Below are 24,115 nucleotides of genomic sequence, written 5' to 3'. Positions count from 1 at the left end.
TCTATATCCATGTCAAAAGAAGATAATTTAAATGAAAACTGGAAAAAAGATTTCCCAATAAAAAAACAGGAATCAACTCAGGTAAGCCGTCGGGATTTTGCTAAATTCCTGACTTTTGTTTCCGGAGGATTAATGGTAGGAAGCGGTTTTGTTGCTGCCAAAGCATATTTACTGCCAAAAGAAGGTGTTCAGGGAGAACATTTTATTTGCAATAAAGAAGAAGTTCCCATAGGAGGAACCCGAGGATTTGTAATAGAAGGAAGTACAATTCCTTATATACTGATACATCTCGAAAGTGGTGATTTTAGGGCTTATGAACAAAAATGTACCCATCTTTCCTGTTCAGTATTCTACAAACCCGGCACAGGAATAATTCATTGCCCTTGTCACGAAGGCTCATTTGATGCTATGACCGGAGATGTAATTGCAGGACCACCGCCAAGAGCTTTACCACAATTAGAAGTGTTTTTTAAAGATAGCGCCGTATATGTAAAAGCACTTGTAGAAAAAAAAGACATTTATTTATAAATCAAAATTCATAGCAATGAGTACATTTAGAAGAAGCCAGAACAGCGCAAATCCTAACAAGCTTAATAATATACTTTCTACACTTATTTTTGTTTTAATTTTAAACGTGAGTATTCAGATTTGGCTATTGTATGCGTCATTAAATAATGCATTAGATAATAATAAAGAAATACTGTTGCCAGCTTTTATAGCTTCTGCAGTCTTATTTTTTATTGGATTTGCATGGATGTATTATTTGCCAACAGGAAATTTTAAAAGGAAATAATTTAGAAACCTTCATTAAAAAAAGCAAATAAGGCTATTTATCACTTTTTCTGAAAGTTTATGGAGAATTAAGCTTAAATTTATATTCTTTAAAATTTTTAGATTATTAAGAATTAAAACTAAGTAAAAATACTTATATTTGTAATAAGTATTTTGCTTGTATAAAATAGTAGCCATGATCCAAGTCGCAGAAGCATTATCAATTATTGCAGAGAATAGTACTCGTATGCCAGTTCAGAAAATTCAGGTGAGTAAATCATTAGGATATATTTTGGCAGAAACTGTTTATTCGCCCATTGCAATGCCGCCATTTCGTCAATCAGCAATGGATGGTTATGCTTTTATTCATAGCGAAAAACATCAATATGATATAGTAGGTATTTCTCAGGCGGGAGATCATTCTAAAATAAAGCTGAAGGAAAACGAAGCAGTACGCATTTTTACAGGCGCACATGTTCCCGATAATGCTGATACTGTGGTTATGCAGGAACATGTAATGGCTAATGAAAATTCGATTTTGATTACCAGAATGCCTGAAAAATATACAAATGTCCGCAATAAAGGAGAACAAATTGGTAAAGAAGAAATTGTTTTTGATGCGAATACTTTGATTACACCTGCAGCTATTGGTTTTCTGGCCTGTTTAGGAATAACCGAAATCGAAGTTTACAAAAAGCCTAAAGTGGCTATTTTAGTCACGGGAAATGAATTGGTAAAACCCGGTAAAAAACTTTCTAAAGGAAAAATTTACGAAAGTAATTCGGTGATGTTGCAAGCTGCCCTTCAAACAATTGGAATAAAGAAAACGAAGGTCTATAAAGTTAAGGATAGCCTTAAAGCTACGAGAAAAAGTCTAAAAGAAATTTTAAATAAATATGATACGGTTTTAATTTCTGGCGGAATTTCTGTTGGAGATTATGATTTTGTGAAAGAAGCTTTACTCAAAAATGGAGTACAGGAACTTTTTTATACAATCAATCAGAAACCTGGAAAACCAATGTTTTTTGGTTCTAAAAAGGATACTTTGGTTTTTGCTTTGCCAGGAAATCCAGCGTCGTCTTTAACTAATTTTTATATTTATGTATATCCGGCTATAAAAAACAGAATGGGTTTTTCTGATACACATTTACCAAAATTAGTTCGAAAACTAAATTCAGCATTTACCAATACAACTGGAAAAACACTGTTTTTAAAAGCATTATATGATGAAACAAATGTAACGATCCTAAACGCACAAAGCTCAGCAATGCTCAATACATTTGCAATTGCCAATTGTTTATTAATTGTTCCAAATGATGTTGAAAATCTAAAAAAAGGAGAACAAGTAACGTTGTTGCCGATTGATTAGAAGTTTTTTTAAGAATGAAGAGGATAGAAGAAAGAATATAGAATAAAGAATATAGAACAAAGAAGAAAGAGGATAGAATAAAGGGAAAATATAATCTGCTTAGAATTCGGTGTGTAAATTAAAACATATAGCATACAACCTGAAACTTTAAACAAAGAAAACCTGAAACAAAAAACAAACCTGAAACAAAAAACAAATCTGAAACAAAACTTATGAATTTATTGAGTTCCGAAAATATCTTTTTATTCAGCTTCGCTTTAGTTGTGATTGCTTTTTTGTATTCTAGTGTAGGGCACGGCGGCGCATCAGGTTATTTGGCTTTGATGACTATTTTTGCTTTTCCTGTTGCTATTATGAAACCTTCGGCTTTGCTCTTGAATTTATTTGTATCAAGTATTTCGTTTTTCTTTTATTACAGAATGAATTATTTCAGGCCAAAACTCTTTTATCCGTTCGCAATAGCTTCAGTTCCGGCTGCATTTATTGGTGGTTTTGTAACATTAGATAATACGATTTATAAAATTATATTAGGTATTGTTCTCGTTTTTGCAGCACTGAGACTATTTGGATTATTTAATTTTAAAGAAAAAGAAGCCGTTGAAATTAAACTGCCATTTGCATTGGCGATAGGATTTATAATAGGATTATTATCCGGAATGTTAGGTATTGGTGGCGGTATTATCCTGAGTCCTATTTTATTGTTTTTGGGCTGGGCAAATGTTAAAGAATCTGCAGCAATATCCAGTTTATTCATTTTTGTGAATTCATTTGCAGGAATGTTAGGATTTTTTCTAGGAGGAAAAACGATTCCGGTTGAAAGTTTTTATTTGGTTCCAATCGCAATTATTGGAGGAGTTTTAGGCGGATTTTACGGAAGTGGCTATTTCTCTAATAAAACATTAAAATTTGTTTTAGGGACCGTGATTTTAATGGCAAGTATAAAATTGATTTTCCCTTGATGAGTTTAAAAAAGCTATAATAAAATTATAAATGATTTGATATGGAATCTCTAACCGTTTTTATTCTATGCGGAGGAAAAAGTTCTCGAATGCAATCAGAGAAAGGATTGGTTTTGTTTCAGGGTAAACCATTTATTGAACATATTATTAAAGCTGTTTTACCCATAACTTCAACTATAAAATTAATAGCAAACAATAGACAATATGATTATTTAAGCTATCAAAAAATACCGGATATAATTACTGATAAAGGACCTTTAGGAGGGATTTATACGGCTTTGATAAATTCTGAAACTGAATTTAATTTGATTCTGAGTTGTGATATTCCGTTAATTTCAACCGAATTATTGTCAGAACTAGTTTCAAAACATAATCAGGAAGCTGAAATTACCGTTTTTGCTTCAGAAAGCAGGATGCATCCGTTAATAGGCATTTATTCAAAAAAAATATTACCCGTTATCAAAAACGCAATTGATAATGAAGATTTAAAAATGATGAATTTAATAGCGAAAGTTCCGCATCAAATCATCAAAATAGAAGAGAGTGAGAATTTTCCTTTGACCAATATTAATTCGGCTGACGAATTAAACGACCTGAATATCAATTTAAGTTAAAAGCTATGCAAAATTTAAAAACACCAAAATTAACAATTGTAGGCGCAGGTCCGGGTGATGCTGAATTGATTACATTAAAAGCGATAAAAGCTTTAGAAAAAGCTGATGTTGTATTATACGATGCACTTGTAAACGAAGAATTATTGCAATATGCCACAAAAGCAGAAATCGTTTTTGTTGGTAAACGATTAGGCTGTCACGCTTATACACAAGATCAGATTAACGAATTGATTGTTTCAATGGCAAACCGTTATGGTCATGTGGTTCGTTTAAAAGGTGGTGATCCGTTTATTTTTGGAAGAGGAAGTGAAGAAATTGAATATGTAGAACGATTTGGATTAGAAACGGATATTGTTCCGGGAATTTCATCTGCTTTAGGTGTTCCGGCCTCAGTTGGAATAAGTTTGACGCAACGACAGATTGCAGAAAGTTTTTGGGTAATTACAGGAACAACTTCCAATCATGAATTGTCGAAAGACGTTCATTTGGCTTCAAAATCAAATGCGACAGTTGTGATTTTGATGGGAATGCATAAATTAGAAGAGATCATTTCTATTTATCAAAAAAATAGGGAAGATGATTTACCAATTGCGATTATTCAAAACGGAACTAAAGATACAGAGCAGAAAGTAGTGGGAACGATTAGTTCAATTAATAAATTAGTAGCTGAAAATAAAATTTCATCACCGGCAATTATTGTAATTGGAGAAGTGGTAAAAAACACTTCAAGACTGACGTCTTATTTTCAGGAACATTTTGAAGATGAATTTATTTTTCAGAATTTAAATTTAAAATAATGATTGAGATAAAATATTTTGGTGCTGTAGCCGAAAAAACGAAATGTAGTTTCGAAAAGATATCATCTTCTGAATTATCACTGCAAAAATTATTGCAGGATTTAGAACAGAAATATCAATTTGAATCCATTTCTTTTAGTGTGGCAGTTAATCAAAAAATTGTACCAAAAGCAACAGATTATAAGTTACAAACAACAGATATTGTGGCGCTATTGCCTCCTTTTGCAGGAGGATAAACTAAATTGAAATGAATACAACAGCACGTTATAACAGGCAAATAATTCTTCCTGAAATAGGAGAGATTGGTCAGGAGAAATTATCGAAGGCTAAAGTTCTGGTTATTGGCGCCGGCGGTTTGGGAACTTCTATATTACCTTATCTGGCTGCGGCAGGTGTTGGTGAAATAGGAATTGCAGATGATGATATTATCGAAATTTCGAATTTACATCGTCAGGTAATTTACAAAAATTCAGCTGTTGGAAAATACAAAGTGGAAGAAGCTAAATTGATGATTTCTGAATTGAATCCGCTTGTAAAAGTAAAGGCAATTACAGAGAAATTATCGGGAAGCAATGCAATTTCCTTATTTGAAAATTATGACATTATTGTTGATGCAACAGATAATATTGCTATTAAATATCTCATAAATGATGCATGTTTAATAACAAATAAACCCATGGTTTATGGATCTGTTTTTAGATTTCAGGGTCAGGTTTCAGTCTTTCATTATCAAAACGGACCTACTTACAGATGCCTGTATCCGGATGAAAATACTCAATCTGCAAATTGTGAAGATGCCGGAGTTATTGGAATTACGGTTGGAATTATTGGAATGCTTCAGGCCAACGAAGTAATCAAAATGATTCTGGAAATAGGAGAAGTCTTGAGTGGGAAAATATTAGTTTACAATATATTGAATAATGAGCAGCAAAAATATGATTTTGATAAAAGTCATGTTCAGTTAATAAATAGAGAAAAATTCGACGAAAAATATAATAAATCTATAAACAAGATTGAAGAAGTAAATTTTGAATCCGTTTTTGATGAAATTAATAACGATGAGATTTTATTTTTAGATGTTAGAAATGAAGATGAATTGCCAAAAATTAGCTTAAAAAATCAAATTCAGATTCCTTTAAAAAGCTTAGAAACTCAGATTCTAAAGTTGAATAAAAATCAAACAATTTATATTTTTTGTCAATCCGGAATCAGAAGTAAAATTGCAGCAGAATTACTTCAGAAAAATAAATTTATAAATATAAAAAGCATTGCTGGTGGAGCTTTAGCAATGAAGCTATTATTAGAAGAAATAAAAATATAGCCACAGATTACACAGGTTAAAAGGATTATAAAAAAATATTTGTTAGCCACGAATTTCACGAATTTTCATGAATTTAATTTTTAATTTTTACCAATTATTAAGAATAAAAATTAGTGAAATTCGTAGCAAAAAAATCATTGTAATCAATGTAATCTGTGGCAAGAAAAAATAAAATATAATGAGTAAAAATGTATTTGTAGAAGGACCAATTGCTCCTGAATTTATCGCTGAATCGATCGCGAAACACCAATCGAAACATACGATTGGGGCACATAATATTTTTTTAGGGCAAGTTCGCGCTGATGTTATTCATGATAATACTGTAGTTGCAATCGATTATACAGCTTATACTGATATGGCAAATGAAGCATTACATACAATTAGAGAAAAAGCATTTGCTAAATTCGACTTAACCTGTATGCATATTTACCACAGTTTGGGTGTTGTAAAAGCAGGTGAAATTTGTTTGTTCGTATTTGTTTCAGCAATGCGACGCAAACAAGTTTATGAAGCAACAGAAGCCATTGTAAACTGGATTAAAACAGATGTACCAATTTTTGGTAAAGAAATGTTTGAAAACGATACATTCACCTGGAAACAAAATACCAATGGTTGATATTACACATAAAATAAACACCTTAAGAACAGCAACAGCAACCGCAATTGTCAAAGTAAGTAAACAGGAAACAATTGATGCTGTGGTAAATAATCTGGTTCCGAAGGGAAATGTTTTTGAAATGGCTAAAACTGCCGGACTTTTTGCCGTAAAAAATACGCATTTGTCGATTCCGGATTGTCATCCCATTCCAATTGAATTTACTTCGGTAGACTATAAAATTGACGGTCTTGAAATTCAGATAATCTTCAATGTAAAAACCGTTTACAAAACCGGAGTCGAGGTAGAAGCCATGCATGGCGCTTCAATAGTTGCGTTGACAATGTACGACATGCTAAAACCAATTGACAAGGAAATCGAGATTTCGACGATTAAATTAATCAATAAAGAAGGCGGAAAGTCATCTTTCAAAAATAAATTCCCGAATGTTTTAAAAGCAGCGGTTTTTGTTTGTTCTGATTCGATTTTTGCAGGCGATAAAGAAGATCGTTCCGGTAAAATAATCGTTGAAAAACTGGAAGCTTGCGGAGTAGAAACATCACATTACGAGATTATTCCTGACGAAATTGATATTATTCAGGAAAGAGTAAAAGCATTAGCAAAAGAACATCAGTTAGTAATTTTTACCGGAGGAACGGGATTATCACCAAGAGATGTTACGCCGGAAGCTTTATCACCATTACTGGAAAGCAGAATTCCGGGAATTGAAGAAGCTATTCGCAATTATGGGCAGCAAAGAATGCCGTATGCAATGTTGTCCAGAACTGTTGCTGGAACATTAGGAAAAAGTTTGGTTTTGGCTTTGCCGGGATCAACAAACGGAGCCAGGGAATCTATGGATGCTGTTTTTCCTCATGTATTGCATGTTTTTCATATTTTAAAAGGAAAAAATCATGATACCCTCTAAAACTATTTTAACGGATGATTTTGGGCGAAAACACAATTACTTGCGTATTTCGCTGTTAGAGAAATGCAATTTGCGTTGTACGTATTGCATGCCTGCTGACGGAATCATATTATCTCCAAAAGCCAGTTTGATGACGGCTGATGAGATTTTTTCGATTGCCCGGACTTTCGTAGAAAATGGTGTGGATAAAATTAGATTAACAGGAGGAGAACCTCTTTTACGGAAGGATTTCCCGGAGATTGCATCAAAATTAGCAAGTCTTGGAGTTTCTCTTTCCATTACTACAAACGGAATTTTAATTGATCGTCACATTGATGTTTTAAAACAGTATGGGATCAATAAAATCAATTTGAGTTTAGATACGCTAGTTTCTTCTAAATTTCATTCTGTAACCCTTAGAAATCAATTTGAGAAAGTGGTAGATAATTTGCATTTACTTTTAAATAATGATTTTAAGGTAAAAGTAAACGTAGTTTTAATGAAAGGTTTTAATGAAAATGAAATTGTTGATTTTGTAAAACTAACACAGTTTCTCCCTATATCGGTTCGTTTTATCGAGTTTATGCCTTTTGCCGGAAACGAATGGGACAGAAGTAAAATGGTATCTCAAAATGAAATTTTATCAGAACTGGAAAAAATATTCTCTTCTGAAGAAATTCAAAAACTTGAAGATGAAAAAAACTTTACTGCCAGAACTTATAAAATAAAAGATTTTCAGGGCGATTTTGGAATCATTAGCTCTATTACAAATCCGTTTTGTGATGGCTGCAACAGAATTCGGCTTACAGCAAACGGAAAAATAAAAAATTGTCTTTTCTCTAATTCTGAAACTGATTTACTTACGCCTTTTAGAAATGGCGAATCGATTACGAATTTGATTTCAGAATCTATAAAGACCAAAAAGAAAGTCAGATCCGGAATGGTTACTATTGAAGAAATGGATGATCCATCATTGCATTTTGATAATCGTAGTATGATTGCTATTGGGGGATAAGTTTGCATAAAAAAAAGGTTCAACTATAAGTCAAACCTTTTTGATATTATTTTTTCTTTTTCGCTTTTGCTTTTTTCTGAGCTTTTGCTTTCTTTTTTGCTATTTTTTTCGCTTTCGCTTTATCTTTCGCTTTTTTCGCTTTTTCTTTTTTCTTAGCGGCAGCTTTTAGTTTTGCTTTTTTAGCTTTTTCTTTCTTTTTGTCTTTTTTAGCCTGATCTTTTTTCTTTGCTAATTTCTTTTTCTCTTTGTCCTTGTCTTTGTCTTTCACTTTTTTCTTCTTTTTATCTGATTTATCTTTCTTAGTTTCTTCCTTTGAAGTTATCTCAATTTCTTTGTCTTGTTTTGGTTCTGTAACTTCTTTTATAACTTCTGGTTTTATAGAAGAAGCCGGAGCTGTAACTTTTTTTGCCGGAGTTCTTCGAACTGTAGGTTTAGGTGTGGTTGATGCTGCAGTTTTTGTTGTGGCTTTTGGTGTAGCTGTTGTTGATGTAGCTGGTTTTACAGGAGTTGCTGGTTTAACTGGCGTTGTTTTGCGAACTGGTGTTTTTGCAGCAGGAGTATTTACCGTTTTTTTATTTTCTGTAGCAGGCTGAATATTTTCAGGTGTTGGTGAATCGATTTTTTCTGGGGTAACTTCTTCGTTGTTGTTTTCCATAATAAATGTGCTTTTAGATGATGATTTCGCTAACAATGTAACTAAATTGTTAATTAACAGTTAAGTAAAGATAAACAATAAACAAATCTCCCAATGTTAAGTTTTTATATAAAAATTAATCATAAATAGCTTATTTTTAATAGATTAAGTTTTTAGTGAATTTTAATGAGTAAAATCTCTTAACAATTCCACTGACGAAAAAAGCATTTAAACTCCTAATTATCGCTTGTTTTTCGATTATTTTAAGTGAAAAGTAAAAAAAAATGAAATGACATAGTTATTATTATATGTGTACTTACTATATTTGCGCTTATTAATTTTAATTTAAAATATAATGTGGTCAAAATCTCATTCAATAGTAACAAAAAAGGTAACGAAAGAGCAAATGTGGAATTTATTTGCAGATGTAAACAATTGGCATACTTGGGATACAGGGATTGAATATGCTAAATTAGAGGGTAATTTTGAAAAAGGAAACCATTTTTTACTAAGACCAAAAGGAGGTCCGAATGTAAAAGTTGAATTATTGGAAGTTGTAGAAAATAAAAGATTCCTTGATGTAACTAATTTTCCTTTGGCCAAAATGTATGATGAACATTTGTTTGAAGAAACTCCTGATGGATTAAAAATTACCAATATTATAACCGTAAAAGGATTATTAGGTTTTCTTTGGGTAAAATTAGTAGCAAAAAAGATCGTAGATGCTTTGCCGGTGGATGTTCAGGAACAAATTAAAGCAGCTTCTAAATTATGAGAACAAAGAAATATTGGATTGCAACAATCTCAAAAGAGCATGCACAAAGAGCTATAAGTGGCGGGTTTATTCAGGTTTGTCACGGAAAAGAGGGACCGTTGAAAAGAATGCAAAAGGAAGATTATATTTTAATATACTCTTCTAAAATAACGATGGAAGGAAATGAAAAATGCCAATCTTTTACCGCTTTAGGAAAAGTAGTTGGTGATGAAGTATATTCCTTTCAGATGACTGAAAATTTTGTCCCTTTTAGACGAAATATTCAATTTATGGAAGCGAATGAAGTTTCGATACTTCCGTTAATTGAAAATCTGGAGTTTATACCTAATAAAAAATCCTGGGGATATCCATTTCGTTACGGATTTTTTGAAATCAACGAAAATGATTTTAACTTTATAACTTCAAAAATGATTTCTAAATAAAGGTTACCAACTATTCGTAACAGAAAAAATAAAAATGAGTAAAGCAGAAGATAATACATTTAGTGTTGAAAAACCGGAAGAGAGTTCTGGTTTTTTGTTGTGGCAAGTAACGAATCTTTGGCAACGAGAAATCAAAAAAGCTTTAGAAGACCATAATATAACGCATTCGCAATTTGTATTGATGGCAAGTATACATTGGCTTACGCTTCATGAACAAGAAGTTACGCAAATTATTCTTTCGGCGCATACTAAAATTGACCCTATGACAACTTCTACGGTTTTGAGAACTCTGCAGCAAAAAGATCTCATTGCAAGGCAGGAACATGCTACAGATACAAGAGCAAAAGTAGTTGTGCTTACTGATTTTGGGAAAAAAATCATAAAGAAAGCGATTGTAACCGTTGAAGATTTTGATCGAAAGTTCTTTGCTATTACAGGAGTAAATACAAAAAATCTAAACCAAAATTTAATAGCATTATTAGAACAAAAATAAATTCTACTCAGCTGAAGATATAATCCAGCTGAGCAGAATAGATAGATTAATTTGCTGCAACTTCCAGGATTTTAAAATTACTTTTTGGCGCTTCGCATAAAGAGCAGCAATAGCTTTCGGATAAATCAGTAAATAAAATACCTTTCGGGATTCCTTGGCTTTCATCTCCGTATTCTGATTTATAAAGCGTTAAACATTCCTGACATTGGTAAATATCGAGTTGTGTTTTTTCTTTTTTCTGTGGATTTTCGGTTACTTCCAGTACAGAATTCCCTAGTTCTTCAAAGTATTTACGACTTAATTCGATTAAGATTGTAGGCAACTCGAGTTTGTCAATATCTTGCGAATGAATTACATATTCCCGGGTATTGGGATCAAAATTCCTGGCATATAAAACATTATAAGTATCTCTGATTTTTATCGATTCAAGATCTTTTGGTAATTCATTTTTTTCGACTACAATCGAAGTAAAATAATGTCCATCACGATTGTATTCAGAAATTCCAAAAGTTAATCCGTACGTGCTGATATCAAACTGATCAAGTGTTCGAACAAGATATGTTTTAAGGTTTAGCGCCCATTCCATAGCCACAGGCAAATGCCAATTGAGTTCTAATAAAGAATGCCGAACGTTGATGCCTCTTTTGCCTAAAAATTTTTCCCACTCCAGTTTTCTATCTTTTGGTATTCCTTTTACTATAAAAGATTTCCAGGGTGTAATACATAATTTTCCAATTTTGCAATCAAAACACAAATCACACATTTCTTTTAGAAAACCTAAATCATATAAATTATTTCTCCAATACAAACCCAGCCAATATTGATCGATTCCCATACGATTCATACCTTCGTAATACGGAAAAGGATAAAAAGGAATATTCAAAGGCTTATCAATTGTTCTGTTATTGGTATCTAAAGCCTCGCTGACAAGTGCAAATATCATATCGATGCCAAGAGATTCTCCGGCTGAAATTTTTTCGATTTCATAATAAAATTTCGCAATATCCCAGCTGTAAATCAAAATTGGATAAATTTCCATGCGTTCCCAATTGGGCAGACGAATATATAAATACCAATAATCTTCATGCTCTGAAGCAATAAAATTAAGATGTCCGGTAAACAAAGGAACCAATTGTTGCTTGGGATCGTTTATATTGACTTTCAATTTTGGCTGCTCTTTGAATTGTTCTAGAATATATAGGAACTTATTACCCGTAAGCCAATTCGTATTTCTAAAAATATCGGTAGAAACATAAGAAGAAACAATATTATTGCCACTTTTTTGTTCCGGAAACACAAAATGATGTTTGCCTAATTTTTCCTTATCTAAAGTTTTAAACCCTTTGGGGAAAATTATATCCTGTCTGGAACCAAACGAAATAGAATCCAAACCCTGATCCATCGCCATATTGACAACTTCTCTTAATTCTCCCGGTGAAATAACGCCTCCTTTTACTATTAATCTTGTCAACTCCATTTTTTTTAGTTTTCAGTTTTCAGTCGCAGTCTCAGTTTTCAGTTTCAGTATACAGTCGCGGTAATCAGTCTCAGTTTAAAGCCTTGGTTTACTGTGTACTGAGACTGAAAACTGCGACTGTATACTGCGACTATAAACTATTTACATTTCGCGAATATCTCCTTAACTTCTGTTTTGCAACTTCCGCAGCCTAGTCCTGCGCCCGTGTTTTTGCATAAATCGGTAAAATTGTTTACGCCACTTTTTATGGTTTCTTCAATGTTTCCGACGCCAACCTGACTGCAGGAACAAACTAATTTTCCCAGAACAGGTTTTGCATTTGAACTTCCTCTTAGTAATAAATTTCGTTTATCTGATAATTCGATTTTGCTTTCGATCAGGGTTTTAAACTCCGCAAATTCATTTTTATCTCCCATTAAAATAGCACCAACTAACAAATCATCCTTTACAATACATTTTTTGTAATATCGTTTTTTTAGATCGGCAAATATTATTTCCTCATAGGAATCATCATTCTCTGGAATTTCGATATCACCAATACTGCACAGGTTAATATCCTCTAGTTTTAGAATATTCATTAAAATAGAACCTTTGTAGAAACTGCTGATATCTCCAGCCAGAAAGTTAGCCAGAATATCAGCTTGTTCTTCAGCGGCTGATGTGATTCCGAATAATTTATTATTGAATTCGGCTATTTCGCCAATCGCAAAAATATCTGGATTTGAGGTTTGTAAATACTGATTTACTTTCACGCCACGTCCGCACGAAAGACCACTTTCTCTGGCAATTTCTATATTAGGGATTGTTCCAATGGTATAAACAATTGCATTAGCCGTGATGATTCTGCCGCTTTTTAAGGCAATTTCTATTTCATGCGGATTATCAGTTTCAAAAACAGTACTTACTTCATTATCAAAGTAAATCTGAATATCACGAAGCTGAACTTCTTCTGCCAATAGTTTACTCGAAACCCTATCTAATTGGCGTTCCATCAAGCGGGAAGCTCTTTGAATTATGGTTGTTTTTACTTTTTTATGTTTTAAGGCAGCAGCCAATTCTAATCCTAATAATCCTCCGCCAATAATTACAACATGTTGCTCTTCAGGCGGTAGATCCGTACTGTCCAGATGCTTTTTTAAACGGTCAGCATCTTCTTTGCGTCTTACGGTGAATCTGCCGGAAAGATGAAGTTGTGCATTTTCAGGAACAAAAGGTCGGCTTCCGGTGGCTAAAATCAAAGAATCATAAGTATGAATTTCACCAAGACTATCTTTTATTGTTTTTTCTTTGGCATTTATTTTATCAATTGCAACGCCGGTTTTCATGGTAATCTTTAACTTATTTAAAGCTTCTCCGTCTTTTACTTTTAAAAGTTGCTCCCATGTAAATTCGCCTGTCATATATTCCGGAAGTAAAACCCGATTGTAAAACGGATTCACTTCATTCGAAAAAACCACAATCTCATCTGTCGAATTAAATTCACGATAGTTTTGAATAAACCTGAAAGCCGCTGCTCCGGCACCTACGATTGCAATTTTCTGAAAAGGCTTTACATATTTACTAATATTAACAGTGGTGTATTTAAAATCAGGTTCTTTCGAAACCGGATCAACAACTGTATTGGTCAGATTATTAGTTCTATTCAAATCATTTTCGAGCTGTTTACCCCAATGCATGGGTAAAAAAACGACTTTTTCTTTGATAGAATCCGTTACTTTTGCTTTTACGCGAACTTCTCCATTTTTGCTTGAAACAATGACAATATCACCATTTTTAATGTCATTTTTAAAAGCATCAATTGGGTTAATTTCTAAAACCGGACTTGGAGTATGTGTCATCAATCTTGATACTTTTCCGGTTTTTGTCATGGTATGCCATTGATCCCGAACTCGTCCTGTTGTTAGAATGAACGGAAATTGCGGACTTGGTTGTTCTGATGTGTTTTCTATTGCTGTTGGTAAATTAAAAATTGCTTTTTGCGATGGCGTATAGAATTTTTTATCGGTAAATAGGCGAGGAGTTCCAGAATGTCCGTAATCCGGAACAGGCCATTGAAAAGTACCTTCAGTTTTTAATCGATGATAATTTAAAAAGGAGATATCAATGTTTGTATTTTTGGTAAGGGCGCAATGCTCTTTATAGATTTCTTCGGCACTATTAAAATTAAAACCGTTAAAGTTCATTTTTTTTGCAAACCGAATTAAGATTTCTATGTCAGGAAGTGCTTCTCCGGGAGCATTGATTCCTTTTGGCAAATAAGAAATTCTACGTTCTGAGTTGGTCATTGTACCTTCTTTTTCTAACCAGCCAGCGGCAGGCAATAATAAATCGGCATATTTTGCCGTATCAGCATTATGTGAAATATCCTGTACGACAACAAATTTGGCATTTTGCAACGCTTTTTCGATACGTCGGGAATCCGGTAAACTTACTAATGGATTTGTGCAGATAATCCAGACCGCTTTCATTTTGCAGGACTCAAGAGCATCAAACATTTCAGTTGCTGTTAAACCTGGTTTATCTGATATTTCATCAACGCCCCAAAAATCAGCTACTTCTTTACGATGTTCCGGATTTGCAATGTCTTTGTGTGCGGCTAAAAGTGTTGCCATTCCGCCAACTTCACGTCCGCCCATTGCGTTGGGTTGTCCGGTTAGCGAAAATGGACCTGAACCAGGCTTTCCAATTTGACCCGTTAATAGGGATAAATTCAATAAAGCCGTATTTTTATCAACGCCAACTGCACTTTGATTGAGTCCCATAGCCCAAAGTGAAATAAATCCTTTTGCTTTGCCAATAATATCGGCCGCAAGTTTGATATCACTGACTGAAATACCACAAATCTTAGAAGCCTTTTCTAATGAAGTGCTTAAAACCAGATCTTTGTATTGTTTGAAATTTTCGGCATTGTTTTTTACAAAATCGTGATCTACGTATCCTTTTTCGATAATGCGTTTGGCAATAGCATGGTACAATATAATATCAGATCCCGGAATAATCTGCAAATGCAAATCGGCAAAAGCAGCTGTATCTGTACGTCTGGGATCAATAACAATAATTTTTACTTTCGGATTTTTTTCTTTGTGCTTTTCGATTCTCCTAAATAAAATAGGATGACACCAAGCCGGGTTTGCGCCTGTAATCAGGAATGTATCAGCCAGTTCAATATCATCATAAGCAATTGGAACAGCATCTTCGCCAAAAGTTTTTTTATATCCAACAACTGCAGAACTCATGCACAACCGGGAATTTGTATCGATATTATTCGTTTTCAAAAAACCTTTAACCAATTTATTGACTAAATAATATTCTTCGGTTAAACACTGGCCTGAGATATAAAAACCAACGCTGTCCGGTCCATGTTTTTTTATAATAGAAGTAAAAACGGCAGCAGCGCGATCTAGTGCAGTATCCCAACTTACGCGTTCCAGCGGATACAATTTACTGCCGCGCATTTCAGGATATAAAATTCTGTCTGAAGTATCATTGACTACGTAGTGCAAATTCATTCCTTTAGAACATAACATTCCTTTATTCACCGGATGGTCTTTATCGCCCGTAACTATTACGCCATTTTTGGAATCCTTAGTAACGATTATGCCACAGCCAACGCCACAATACGAACAGGTAGTTTTGATTTTGGTATTTTGCATTACAGGTCTTTTTGATAAAAGTAGATGAATCTGCTTAGATTCTAAATAATCCACTTATTTAGTTTGAAACAAAAATAAGTATTTTTACGTATTAATACTTATTTTTGGAATTAATTTTTATATTTTTGATAGAAATAAATGAGCACCAAATAATTAATTGTAAAACAATAAAATTAAAACTCATGAAAGATGAAAATCCTGTTTGTGATACCTGTTCTAATGAAAATTGTTTTATAAAAAGACATTTACATTTGCCAAAAATGCAGCAATATATCTTAAGAAAACAGACTTTCATTTGCAAAAAGTCGAATTCTTTTATTAAAGAAGGTGCACTTATAAAAGGACTTTACTTCATTTGTTCCGGGAAAGTAAAAACGATAAAAACAGGAATAAATGGAAGAGAACAAATTGTTCGATTAACAAAGAATGGAGATACAATAGGTTTTCGCGGATTTGGAACGGGTAAAAAATACTTAATTGGTGCTTCTGCCTTAGAAGACACTGTTTTATGTAATTTTAGCAATGAAACGATGCTAGAAATTCTTCAGAATATCCCTGAATTCACCTATGCTTTAATGTTGTTTTATGCCGATGAACTGAACAAAAGCGAAAACAATATTCGTAAGATTGCCCATATGAATGTTCGCGAACGTGTAGTTGATTTATTGCTCTACATTCATCGCAAATTTGGGCAAATAGATGGTTTAATTGATATTGAACTTTCCAGAAAAGAGATTGCTGATTTTGCAGGAACTACAGAAGAACAGGCAATTCGGGTAATTTCTAATCTTAAAAAAGATATGCTGATTAAAACCGTTGGAAAAAAAATTGGAATTTTGGCTGTTCCTGAATTACGATCTGAAATTATGGAACATAAATATTTTAAGTAGTAATACTTAAAAAAGTGTTCAGTTTTAAATTTACGAAATCATATTCTATAAATGTTTCTTTTGAAATTTTTTGTAGAGACGCATAGTAGTTTTATGCGTCCCTACGAAACGTTATGAAAAGAGATTTATTTTTTCTTTCCAACAAATCGAATAACTGAACCTTTTCCGTTATGGAATAGTCCTTCATTTAATTCAATTTCTTTTTCTTCTAACTCAATGATCTCATAATTTGGGAAATCAGATTGTAATTCTTCAATAGAAAATAAAGATTCAATATCTTTTGGTCCGCCAACTTTATCATTTACAGCCAGATATTCTAGGTGTTTTTTACTGAATGCTTCAAAAATAATGACTCCGTCTTTACGTAAATAAGTCTCTAATGTCTTGTGAATAGAAGATTTGATATCTGCCGGAAAGTGTGCATAAATTAAGGCAATTGCATCAAATTGTTCTGTTTGATAATTAAGAGTTTCTAATTCTCCCACCTGATAATCGATTTCGACATTGTTCGTTTTTGCAAGTTTAAGGGCTTTGTTTTTTCCTTCGGCACTAATATCAAAAGCTGATACTTTCCAGCCCAGTCTGGCTGCAAAAACAGCATTACGGCCTTCGCCTTCAGCAGGGAAAAGGATGTTTCCGGTTTTTAGTTTTTCTAATTGTTCTTTTAAGTACTTATTGGGTTCTTCGCCATAAGCAAATTCTTCGCTGCTATAGCGGTCGTTCCATCTGTCTGTCCAGGTGTTGTTCATAATTAACGTTTTAAATTCTAAATCAAATATACCCAAATTAAAACATAAAAACTTTTAGCATAAACATAAAAAACACCCTTTTTCTAAAGAAGAAAAAGGGTGAATTATAATATTCAGATGTAATAATATCTATTTTTTCCAGGTAAAAATTCTTGGATTTACAGAAATCATTAACCATGCCCAATTGTTAGTATGACCGGCATCTCCCGGAGCTTTTAAGTATTCTAATGTTTTTGAACCAAACATTTGAGAATACCCTCCTGAAACCACAATTTCTTTTTTGAAGTTATATCCAAAAGTCAAATCTACCTCAGTTCCCAGATAAGAATCCATTTTGTCATTTAAAGGTGTTACTACATCAGCAGCAGCTAAGAAAACATGAGGAATCAAAGCAAATTGCCATTTTTGAATGTTGTAATTTAACTTTAAAAAAGCATCTTGTAAACCAACACTATTTAAATGATTGCCTACATAAAAATAATCCATATAACCGTTGAATCCGTGATTTGTTCCAAAGATTGGATTAAAAGATTTGATTACTGTACTGCCATCGTTTGTAGCTTTTCCCGATAAAAATTCATATCCTAAACCAGCTTTAAAGGCATCTGTAACATTGTATCCAACATTTATTGCAGCATCCCAGGCGCTAACTTGTCTGTCTGTACTTTTTCCGGTTTGACCGTAGAAGCTCAGGTTAGTATCTAATTTTCCGGTTTTATAAGTAAGGTAAGTTCCAAATGTTTGTTTGTAATCTACTAATAAATCTGCATCTGTATTGGCATATTCATAACCTGTATTCAGCAATAATAAACTTAATCCTAACTTATCAAAAGTAGTGTGATACCAGGCATATTGCATTGCTTTATAATTAGCAACAGTATATGGAGTCTGAAAAGTATTTTCGGCAGTTGAGTTGTATGCTAATCCCATATCCAACTGATGGTTTTTGGGATGAAAAGAAACCAATAATGCATCGTGGCTTTGACCTTGTTGCCCCCAGTCCATTTCGCCCATGATACGTTGATTATCGTATGAAAGTACCTGACGTCCCATTCTTGCGCTCCATTTTTCAGTTAATTGGTATTGTGCCCATGCTTCAAAAACGGCTACGCCATTTTTATCTGCGGCTGCTGTCGTGGGAACATCTCCCCAGGTTCTCGTATTTTGAAAAGTTAATTTTACAGTTAATAAATCCTGTTTATAATTAAAATTTAATCTGGAACGCTGTGAGATTTGTGAAGTTCCTTCCTGACCTTCCGGTATTAGTGTTTTATATCCGTTGCGGTATTCAAAACGAGGTCTGATCTGTAAATTTGCATCTAATTCTTGTGCCTGAATTTCAAAGCTTGTTCCCGCTAACAACAGGAAAAGAATTATTTTTAGTTTTTTCATAATTGGTTTTTAAATATGGGTAAAATTATAAGAAAAATACTTCATGTTATGTGATAAAAGTCATATTTATTTTTTTTATTCAAAATTTAATATTTAAACTATTGTTTATCAATTAGTTTTGACAAAACTGGCTGTTTTTCGTTCATGATTTTGGTAATGGTATAATGCATCCAAATCAGGCATATAGCTGAAAACACCAATATAAAAATCCATGAACTGGACCAAATTCCGGTTACAGTCAGTAAATATCCAAAAATTATTGGACCAAAAAAACCTCCCAGTCCACCAATCATGCCAACCATTCCGCCAACGACTCCAACCTCAGTAGGAAAATATTCCGGAATATGTTTGTAAACAGCGGCTTTTCCAATTCCCCATGAAATTCCTATTAAGATTACCAAAACGAGAAAAACCCACATATTGGCATCAAATTTAATTACTGTAATTCCTTTTGCAAGAAGTTCTTTTTTCTTCACTTTCTGATTTTGTTCTACAACAACTTGCTGCCAGGATGTGCTTGTTGGAAAAATGCTGCTTTCGTTTAGCTCTTGCTTTTTTGGAGCAACTGCAAAATCTGTTTTTCCAATTTTAATGGTATTGTTTGATATGGCAGTTACAGTTCCTTTTTTGGTGGCTAAAACTCCCGGACCTGTAGTCGTAATTTCCATTTTTGGAATCATTAATAAGGCGCTTAAAATCACAGATGAACTCAAAACCCAATACATTACTTTTCGGGCTCCAAATTTATCCGACAAATATCCTCCAAAAGCCCGAATTACACCAGAGGGCAAACTGAATAATGTTGCAAATAATCCGCCCATTACCAAACTGGTTTGATAGACGTTCATGAAATTGGGTAAAAGCCATTGCGAATAGGCAACAAAACATCCAAAAACTAAAAAATAATACGCTCCAAAACGCCAGACTCTGGCTGATTTTAAAGAACTAAGCATTTGAGAAACGTTTTTTTTGTTATTTTCTATTTTTTTGTTTTTCGCAAAAATCAAAAATGTAATGCCTATCACCAGCAAAGAAATGGCGTAAATAACAGGAAGCATTTTCCAGCCATTTTGTGGATCATCAATAGAGAAATGATTTAATAATGAAGGCGCAAGGAAAGTAGTTATTGCGGCTCCGGCATTTCCCATGCCAAAGATTCCTAAGGCGCGTCCCTGCCATTCTTTTGGATACCAGATTGAAGTATAACCAATCCCGACAGCAAAACTCGTTCCTACCATTCCAAAAAAGAAACTCAATAAGGCAAACATAAAAAAACTGTCTGCATAAGGAAGAAGGAATAACGGAATGGAGCAGAGGAGAAGTAAAAGTGAAAAAACATATTTTCCGCCAAATTTATCTGTTAAAATTCCAATTGGTAAACGCATAACAGAACCTGTTAATATTGGAATCCCCAGAAGCCATCCAACCTGAAGAACACTCCAATGAAAAATTCCGTTATCGACTAAAAAAGTAACTAAAACACCATTTAGTGTCCAGCAGGCAAAACACACTGTAAAAGCCAGTGTGTTCAAAATTAAAATTTTGTGAGATTGAGATAATGAGTTTGAAGTTTTCATAGCACTTATAATTTTTGATAAAAATAAGTACTATAACCTAGTTTAAAACTGCTAAAACGCAGTTTTTGAAAAATAATTACGTATTTATACGTAATTTATAATAAAGAGTATTCAGTCGCTTTATTCGAGAGTTCCATTAAATTTTTTACTTTTAATTTCTTCATCAGGTTAAAACGATGTACTTCGGCAGTACGTTTACTGATATCAAGGGCTTCAGCGATTTCTTTGTTCCCTTTTCCGGATAATAAAAGTGCTAGGATTTCTTTTTCTCTTTTAGTAATCATCATTTCTTCACCTAAATTTTGTTTCGGTTCTAATGATGCTGAAGCGTTTGTCAATTGACTAATTAATATTGATGAAATATCGCCGCTAAAATATTTTCCTCCGGCAGCAACGGTATGCAGTGCTTTTAGGAATTCTTCTTTGCTTGAACCTTTTAATAAATATCCATCGGCTCCTGCTTTTATAGACTTTAATACGTATTCTTCAGATTCGTGCATAGAAAGCATGATGATCTTTACGTTATTATTTTCGTTTCTAAGTTTTTCTACTACCTCAATGCCCGTTAAGTTGGGCATACGAATATCTACTATAAGTAAATCCGGTTTGCTTTCTGCAACCACTTCAAAAGCATCGGCACCATCAATAGCTTCGCCCACAACCTCGATATTTGCTTCGTTTTCAAGTAATGATTTAATTCCATCTCTTACAAAAACATGATCATCTGCCAGTACCACACGAATGATATTACTCATAATTTACTTAAATTTTATTTTGGGTATTTACGTATATTCATCTATAAAGAAGATGCTAATATACGTAATTTTTGAAAAGTAAATTCCAATTTTATGAAATTCCAAATTCTAATATTAAAGAGAACATTAAAATATCATTAAAAAATAATAATAATTGCAATGAACTTTGTCAGGGTTTAAAATTGTAAAAAAGGAATACTAAATAACAGGATCTTTTGAAACCATTTGACCGCGAGAGGGATAGAAGCAAGCTACCGAAGTAGCGCGGATAGCCCGACAGCATCCGGATAAGAGGGTGAATAAAGACAAAGTAAATTTGCCCTTTTATCCGGATGGTGTCTCGCCCAAATAAATGAGATAATTAGTCATTTGAAAATGAAATAATTTGATGGTACTTATAAGTTATTTTAAGTAATTATCTAACTTTCTAATTGACACATTATCTAATTATCTAATTCTCAAATAGGAATATTAAAAGTAATTCTCGTTCCTTCTCCGGGAATAGAATTAATGAATACGCGACCGTTTATGTATTGAATTCGCTCTTTCATGAACAATAATCCCATTCCGGATTCGCTGTTACGCTTTTTGTCTACAGCATTAATATCAAAGCCTTTTCCGTTGTCATCTACAATAATACTTAACAAAGTATTACTGTGCGAAAGTTGCACAATAATATGAGATGACTCGGCATATTTGATGGCATTGTTGATCGCTTCCTGAGTAAGTCGGTAAATATTAATTTCGATCAAAGAATCTAAACGCTGATTAAAATCGGTTTTATTGTAAAACAGAATTTCTTTTCCCGTTAATTTTGAAAGTTCCAGCGTGAGTTTTGCCAGAGATGAAACGATACCGTGATCACTCAATTCCGGAGGCATAAGATTGAAAGTTGCCGTACGAACGCCTTTGATAATATCAAGGGATAACTTTTTGAGATATTCAATTTTCTGGGCAGATTTCTCTTTGTCTTCCAGATTAATACTTTCTAAACTAAACTTTAAACCGGTAAGCATTTGTCCAATTCCATCGTGAATTTCTTTGGCGATTCGGTTTTGCTCGTTTTCCTGATTTTCAACAATTTTGCTTGAAATAACTTTTTGCTGATTGATTTTTTCGGTGCTGTTTTCGATATTTAGTCGTTCGACTTCACGCTGTGCTTTTTTACGCTCCGTAATATTGAAACAAATAATTAAAAGTTCCGATTCTTCTTTTTTAATTGTTACCGGAACCATGGATAAGTCGAGCCAAAAAGTCTGCGCTTCTTTATTGGTGATTTTTATTTCGCCCTGCCAGCCACTTCTGTGTTTTTCAAAGATAATTCGGTCAATATTCAGTTGTTCCTTTTCATCTGTTGTTAGAACTTCAGAGAATTTTTTGTTCGAAGAAAATCGGGTATAATTGATCAGTTTTGCAAATTTTTCTCCAATATGAATAATGGAACCATCAGGGGCAATACGGCAATAAAGTAGCGTATTTTCCATGGCATAATTTAGGGATTTTAATTCCTTAACTGAATTTTCTTTGATTTCACTAATAATTTCAGTGTCATAAGCGAGCTTTAAAGCTTTCTTTTCAGAAGATAAAAGCTTAGCAATCAGTTTTTCAATTTTTTTATTGGTAGGTTTAAAAATAAAGAAAAATTCCATTAGCAAAACGAAAAGCGTAAATGCAAAAATCCAATATTCTATTTTGCGTTGTTCCGTAACTTTTTCATGCGCTTCAAGATCGTATTGGCTTACAATCTGATTCATTTTCAAAAGAAAAGTTCCTTCGTTTTTCAGGATAGTCTGAACTAACTTTTGATTTTCGGGTAAGCTGCTTTTTTGTTTTAAATTTAAAAGAAACGAATCAGTTGCCTGGCTGATATTGTTAAAAATCGGATTTATTTCTGTATATAGCGTCTTTAGGGTTTCGCTTTTTTCTTTTGGAAAAGCTAAACTGTCGCTGCCATTTTCAAGAGCATTCTGAGTTGTTCTCCAAAGTTCCAAAACGTTCTTTAAATGTGAAATCTGTTTTTGTGAAACAGTATCTGAAACATAATTTAAGATCAAAACTTCTTTGACAATTTTTTGGCTTAACATTCTTTGTTTACCGGAAATATTAATGATTTTAGAATCGCTTAATTGCTGTTTCAAATTGTATTGAACCAATATCTGACTTAAGATGACAGTTACAGCAATTGTCCAAAGTGCAAAAAAATACCAACGGCGTAAATTTTTGAAAGTAATTTTATCTGCAGTTTCCTGATTGCTTTTTTTTATCATAAAAAATCAGATTACAATCCCAAAGATGCTTTTATTAAGTTTAAATTTTCTTCGGAATAGTTGATTTTTAAGGCTTCCTGATGTCCTTTGTCAGACATTTTTTCCCAGGTTTTTTTGATGATATTTTTTAGTTTTTCATCATCATGTTTATGTACAAAAGGATCTAAATAATATTCTAAAAATACCAGACAAATAACATCTTCAAGAAGTTGTGTTTCAGCATCTTTTTTAAGTAATTTCTTTTCGATTAAAAAAGAAACACGATCGATAAAGTCTTGATTATATCCTGCTTTTTCTAAAATTTCGGCAGTAGTTTTAGCATGAAATTTTTTAAGATCTTCTCTCCATCTCAAATATCCCACACGATCCATCGGGTAAGATTCGCGAGCAACTTTCCATCGGCAAATATGCTGGGCTTTTGAAGCAATCTGAATTTGTTCTGAAGCTTCAGGTTCAAACTGCATCAGTCTTTCGTACATTCTGTTCGAATACAATAATTCCTTTGGATATTCAGTGTTTTGATCGATTTCGATATTCGGATCCTGAGCGTTTTCAGCATCAATCCATTCGCTTGCTTTTTGAAAAGGTGTGTTCATTTTTGGTTGGATAATAGAATTTCAAAGATACGGAATTAAGTAGAAAAGTTTGAAGTTGAAAGTCTAAAGGAGAAGAAAGAAACAAGA

General features: G+C 33.2%; 24 protein-coding genes. 15 read left to right on the top strand and 9 right to left on the bottom strand.

Annotation, left to right across the window (positions count from 1 at the left end):
- The first annotated feature begins 9 nt into the window (after positions 1-9).
- The 11 genes from BXU01_RS09165 (at position 10) to moaA (ending at position 8,348) form a co-directional block, all read left to right on the top strand.
- On the top strand, positions 10-528 hold the full coding sequence (locus BXU01_RS09165) for a ubiquinol-cytochrome c reductase iron-sulfur subunit (RefSeq protein ID WP_083692892.1): 519 nt from the start codon (positions 10-12) through the stop codon (positions 526-528).
- A 16-nt stretch (positions 529-544) separates the two neighbouring features.
- Complete coding sequence (locus tag BXU01_RS09160; protein ID WP_055096251.1) at positions 545-793, top strand: DUF6755 family protein; 249 nt, start codon at positions 545-547, stop codon at positions 791-793.
- A 174-nt stretch (positions 794-967) separates the two neighbouring features.
- Complete coding sequence (glp, locus tag BXU01_RS09155) at positions 968-2,140, top strand: gephyrin-like molybdotransferase Glp (protein WP_083692891.1); 1,173 nt, start codon at positions 968-970, stop codon at positions 2,138-2,140.
- A gap of 212 nt (positions 2,141-2,352) precedes the next feature.
- On the top strand, positions 2,353-3,099 hold the full coding sequence (locus BXU01_RS09150; protein WP_083692890.1) for a sulfite exporter TauE/SafE family protein: 747 nt from the start codon (positions 2,353-2,355) through the stop codon (positions 3,097-3,099).
- Between the two features lie 41 nt (positions 3,100-3,140).
- Positions 3,141-3,713, top strand: coding sequence for a molybdenum cofactor guanylyltransferase (locus BXU01_RS09145; RefSeq protein WP_083692889.1), 573 nt, complete (start codon positions 3,141-3,143; stop codon positions 3,711-3,713).
- A 5-nt stretch (positions 3,714-3,718) separates the two neighbouring features.
- Positions 3,719-4,510 carry a uroporphyrinogen-III C-methyltransferase gene (gene cobA, locus BXU01_RS09140; RefSeq protein WP_083692888.1) on the top strand — a complete coding sequence of 264 codons (792 nt, stop codon included), beginning with the start codon at positions 3,719-3,721 and terminating at the stop codon, positions 4,508-4,510.
- Positions 4,510-4,746 (top strand): MoaD/ThiS family protein, encoded by a 237-nt coding sequence (locus tag BXU01_RS09135; protein WP_083692887.1) that lies wholly within the window; start codon positions 4,510-4,512, stop codon positions 4,744-4,746. Before cobA ends, BXU01_RS09135 begins: the two co-directional genes overlap by 1 nt.
- A gap of 11 nt (positions 4,747-4,757) precedes the next feature.
- Entirely contained in the window at positions 4,758-5,831 is a 1,074-nt protein-coding gene (moeB, locus tag BXU01_RS09130; RefSeq protein ID WP_083692886.1) for a HesA/MoeB/ThiF family protein, read from the top strand.
- A gap of 178 nt (positions 5,832-6,009) precedes the next feature.
- Positions 6,010-6,447: a molybdenum cofactor biosynthesis protein MoaE gene (locus BXU01_RS09125; RefSeq protein WP_083692885.1), complete on the top strand. Its 438-nt coding sequence runs from the start codon at positions 6,010-6,012 to the stop codon at positions 6,445-6,447.
- Positions 6,440-7,354, top strand: coding sequence for a bifunctional molybdenum cofactor biosynthesis protein MoaC/MoaB (moaCB, locus tag BXU01_RS09120; RefSeq protein WP_083692884.1), 915 nt, complete (start codon positions 6,440-6,442; stop codon positions 7,352-7,354). Before BXU01_RS09125 ends, moaCB begins: the two co-directional genes overlap by 8 nt.
- Positions 7,341-8,348 carry a GTP 3',8-cyclase MoaA gene (gene moaA, locus BXU01_RS09115; protein WP_083692883.1) on the top strand — a complete coding sequence of 336 codons (1,008 nt, stop codon included), beginning with the start codon at positions 7,341-7,343 and terminating at the stop codon, positions 8,346-8,348. The genes moaCB and moaA overlap by 14 nt, the downstream gene beginning before the upstream one ends.
- A gap of 46 nt (positions 8,349-8,394) precedes the next feature.
- Here moaA and BXU01_RS09110 read toward each other — a convergent pair whose 3' ends face one another.
- Positions 8,395-9,003 carry a hypothetical protein gene (locus tag BXU01_RS09110; RefSeq protein WP_083692882.1) on the bottom strand — a complete coding sequence of 203 codons (609 nt, stop codon included), beginning with the start codon at positions 9,001-9,003 and terminating at the stop codon, positions 8,395-8,397.
- A gap of 334 nt (positions 9,004-9,337) precedes the next feature.
- Here BXU01_RS09110 and BXU01_RS09105 point away from each other — a divergent pair, with 334 nt between their 5' ends.
- Genes BXU01_RS09105 through BXU01_RS09095 form a run of 3 tightly spaced genes read left to right on the top strand, consistent with a single transcriptional unit; the run spans position 9,338 to position 10,672 of the window.
- Complete coding sequence (locus tag BXU01_RS09105) at positions 9,338-9,757, top strand: SRPBCC family protein (RefSeq protein ID WP_083692881.1); 420 nt, start codon at positions 9,338-9,340, stop codon at positions 9,755-9,757.
- Positions 9,754-10,179 carry an EVE domain-containing protein gene (locus tag BXU01_RS09100; RefSeq protein WP_083692880.1) on the top strand — a complete coding sequence of 142 codons (426 nt, stop codon included), beginning with the start codon at positions 9,754-9,756 and terminating at the stop codon, positions 10,177-10,179. Before BXU01_RS09105 ends, BXU01_RS09100 begins: the two co-directional genes overlap by 4 nt.
- Positions 10,180-10,213: 34 nt before the next feature.
- On the top strand, positions 10,214-10,672 hold the full coding sequence (locus BXU01_RS09095) for a MarR family winged helix-turn-helix transcriptional regulator (protein ID WP_083692879.1): 459 nt from the start codon (positions 10,214-10,216) through the stop codon (positions 10,670-10,672).
- Between the two features lie 46 nt (positions 10,673-10,718).
- On the opposite strand, the gene BXU01_RS09090 is transcribed toward BXU01_RS09095, so the two are convergent.
- Both BXU01_RS09090 and BXU01_RS09085 read right to left on the bottom strand, forming a co-directional pair.
- A complete protein-coding gene (locus tag BXU01_RS09090) occupies positions 10,719-12,149 on the bottom strand; it encodes a rubredoxin (RefSeq protein WP_083692878.1) in 1,431 nt (476 codons plus the stop codon).
- 137 nt (positions 12,150-12,286) lie between these two features.
- The gene (locus BXU01_RS09085) at positions 12,287-15,802 is read right to left on the bottom strand and encodes a nitrate reductase (protein WP_083693280.1); all 3,516 of its coding nucleotides are present in this window, start codon (positions 15,800-15,802) and stop codon (positions 12,287-12,289) included.
- A gap of 182 nt (positions 15,803-15,984) precedes the next feature.
- Here BXU01_RS09085 and BXU01_RS09080 point away from each other — a divergent pair, with 182 nt between their 5' ends.
- Entirely contained in the window at positions 15,985-16,692 is a 708-nt protein-coding gene (locus tag BXU01_RS09080) for a Crp/Fnr family transcriptional regulator (protein ID WP_083692877.1), read from the top strand.
- Positions 16,693-16,817: 125 nt separating this feature from the next.
- Here BXU01_RS09080 and BXU01_RS09075 read toward each other — a convergent pair whose 3' ends face one another.
- The 6 genes from BXU01_RS09075 to BXU01_RS09050 all read right to left on the bottom strand — a co-directional run bounded on the left by BXU01_RS09075 (position 16,818) and on the right by BXU01_RS09050 (position 24,028).
- Positions 16,818-17,441 (bottom strand): bifunctional 2-polyprenyl-6-hydroxyphenol methylase/3-demethylubiquinol 3-O-methyltransferase UbiG, encoded by a 624-nt coding sequence (locus tag BXU01_RS09075; RefSeq protein WP_083692876.1) that lies wholly within the window; start codon positions 17,439-17,441, stop codon positions 16,818-16,820.
- Positions 17,442-17,570: 129 nt separating this feature from the next.
- Positions 17,571-18,833 carry an alginate export family protein gene (locus tag BXU01_RS09070; protein ID WP_083692875.1) on the bottom strand — a complete coding sequence of 421 codons (1,263 nt, stop codon included), beginning with the start codon at positions 18,831-18,833 and terminating at the stop codon, positions 17,571-17,573.
- A gap of 98 nt (positions 18,834-18,931) precedes the next feature.
- Positions 18,932-20,410, bottom strand: coding sequence for a nitrate/nitrite transporter (locus BXU01_RS09065; protein WP_083692874.1), 1,479 nt, complete (start codon positions 20,408-20,410; stop codon positions 18,932-18,934).
- A 95-nt stretch (positions 20,411-20,505) separates the two neighbouring features.
- Positions 20,506-21,165 (bottom strand): response regulator transcription factor, encoded by a 660-nt coding sequence (locus BXU01_RS09060; RefSeq protein ID WP_083692873.1) that lies wholly within the window; start codon positions 21,163-21,165, stop codon positions 20,506-20,508.
- A 458-nt stretch (positions 21,166-21,623) separates the two neighbouring features.
- Positions 21,624-23,432 (bottom strand): type IV pili methyl-accepting chemotaxis transducer N-terminal domain-containing protein, encoded by a 1,809-nt coding sequence (locus BXU01_RS09055; RefSeq protein ID WP_255373731.1) that lies wholly within the window; start codon positions 23,430-23,432, stop codon positions 21,624-21,626.
- A gap of 11 nt (positions 23,433-23,443) precedes the next feature.
- Positions 23,444-24,028 carry a DUF4202 domain-containing protein gene (locus BXU01_RS09050; RefSeq protein WP_083692872.1) on the bottom strand — a complete coding sequence of 195 codons (585 nt, stop codon included), beginning with the start codon at positions 24,026-24,028 and terminating at the stop codon, positions 23,444-23,446.
- Positions 24,029-24,115 lie beyond the last annotated feature (87 nt).

This window comes from [Flexibacter] sp. ATCC 35103 (assembly GCF_001975985.1).
GTDB lineage: Bacteria > Bacteroidota > Bacteroidia > Flavobacteriales > Flavobacteriaceae > Flavobacterium.
The sequence above is the reverse complement of the archived record's forward strand: the minus strand, read 5'-3'. Positions and strand labels throughout refer to the sequence as shown.

Coding starts and splice junctions, on each gene's coding strand:
- BXU01_RS09165 (WP_083692892.1), top strand. CDS start 10: ATGTCAAAAGAAGATAATTTAAATGAAAACTGGAAAAAAGATTTCCCA.
- BXU01_RS09160 (WP_055096251.1), top strand. CDS start 545: ATGAGTACATTTAGAAGAAGCCAGAACAGCGCAAATCCTAACAAGCTT.
- glp (WP_083692891.1), top strand. CDS start 968: ATGATCCAAGTCGCAGAAGCATTATCAATTATTGCAGAGAATAGTACT.
- BXU01_RS09150 (WP_083692890.1), top strand. CDS start 2,353: ATGAATTTATTGAGTTCCGAAAATATCTTTTTATTCAGCTTCGCTTTA.
- BXU01_RS09145 (WP_083692889.1), top strand. CDS start 3,141: ATGGAATCTCTAACCGTTTTTATTCTATGCGGAGGAAAAAGTTCTCGA.
- cobA (WP_083692888.1), top strand. CDS start 3,719: ATGCAAAATTTAAAAACACCAAAATTAACAATTGTAGGCGCAGGTCCG.
- BXU01_RS09135 (WP_083692887.1), top strand. CDS start 4,510: ATGATTGAGATAAAATATTTTGGTGCTGTAGCCGAAAAAACGAAATGT.
- moeB (WP_083692886.1), top strand. CDS start 4,758: ATGAATACAACAGCACGTTATAACAGGCAAATAATTCTTCCTGAAATA.
- BXU01_RS09125 (WP_083692885.1), top strand. CDS start 6,010: ATGAGTAAAAATGTATTTGTAGAAGGACCAATTGCTCCTGAATTTATC.
- moaCB (WP_083692884.1), top strand. CDS start 6,440: ATGGTTGATATTACACATAAAATAAACACCTTAAGAACAGCAACAGCA.
- moaA (WP_083692883.1), top strand. CDS start 7,341: ATGATACCCTCTAAAACTATTTTAACGGATGATTTTGGGCGAAAACAC.
- BXU01_RS09110 (WP_083692882.1), bottom strand. CDS start 9,003: ATGGAAAACAACAACGAAGAAGTTACCCCAGAAAAAATCGATTCACCA.
- BXU01_RS09105 (WP_083692881.1), top strand. CDS start 9,338: ATGTGGTCAAAATCTCATTCAATAGTAACAAAAAAGGTAACGAAAGAG.
- BXU01_RS09100 (WP_083692880.1), top strand. CDS start 9,754: ATGAGAACAAAGAAATATTGGATTGCAACAATCTCAAAAGAGCATGCA.
- BXU01_RS09095 (WP_083692879.1), top strand. CDS start 10,214: ATGAGTAAAGCAGAAGATAATACATTTAGTGTTGAAAAACCGGAAGAG.
- BXU01_RS09090 (WP_083692878.1), bottom strand. CDS start 12,149: ATGGAGTTGACAAGATTAATAGTAAAAGGAGGCGTTATTTCACCGGGA.
- BXU01_RS09085 (WP_083693280.1), bottom strand. CDS start 15,802: ATGCAAAATACCAAAATCAAAACTACCTGTTCGTATTGTGGCGTTGGC.
- BXU01_RS09080 (WP_083692877.1), top strand. CDS start 15,985: ATGAAAGATGAAAATCCTGTTTGTGATACCTGTTCTAATGAAAATTGT.
- BXU01_RS09075 (WP_083692876.1), bottom strand. CDS start 17,441: ATGAACAACACCTGGACAGACAGATGGAACGACCGCTATAGCAGCGAA.
- BXU01_RS09070 (WP_083692875.1), bottom strand. CDS start 18,833: ATGAAAAAACTAAAAATAATTCTTTTCCTGTTGTTAGCGGGAACAAGC.
- BXU01_RS09065 (WP_083692874.1), bottom strand. CDS start 20,410: ATGAAAACTTCAAACTCATTATCTCAATCTCACAAAATTTTAATTTTG.
- BXU01_RS09060 (WP_083692873.1), bottom strand. CDS start 21,165: ATGAGTAATATCATTCGTGTGGTACTGGCAGATGATCATGTTTTTGTA.
- BXU01_RS09055 (WP_255373731.1), bottom strand. CDS start 23,432: ATGATAAAAAAAAGCAATCAGGAAACTGCAGATAAAATTACTTTCAAA.
- BXU01_RS09050 (WP_083692872.1), bottom strand. CDS start 24,028: ATGAACACACCTTTTCAAAAAGCAAGCGAATGGATTGATGCTGAAAAC.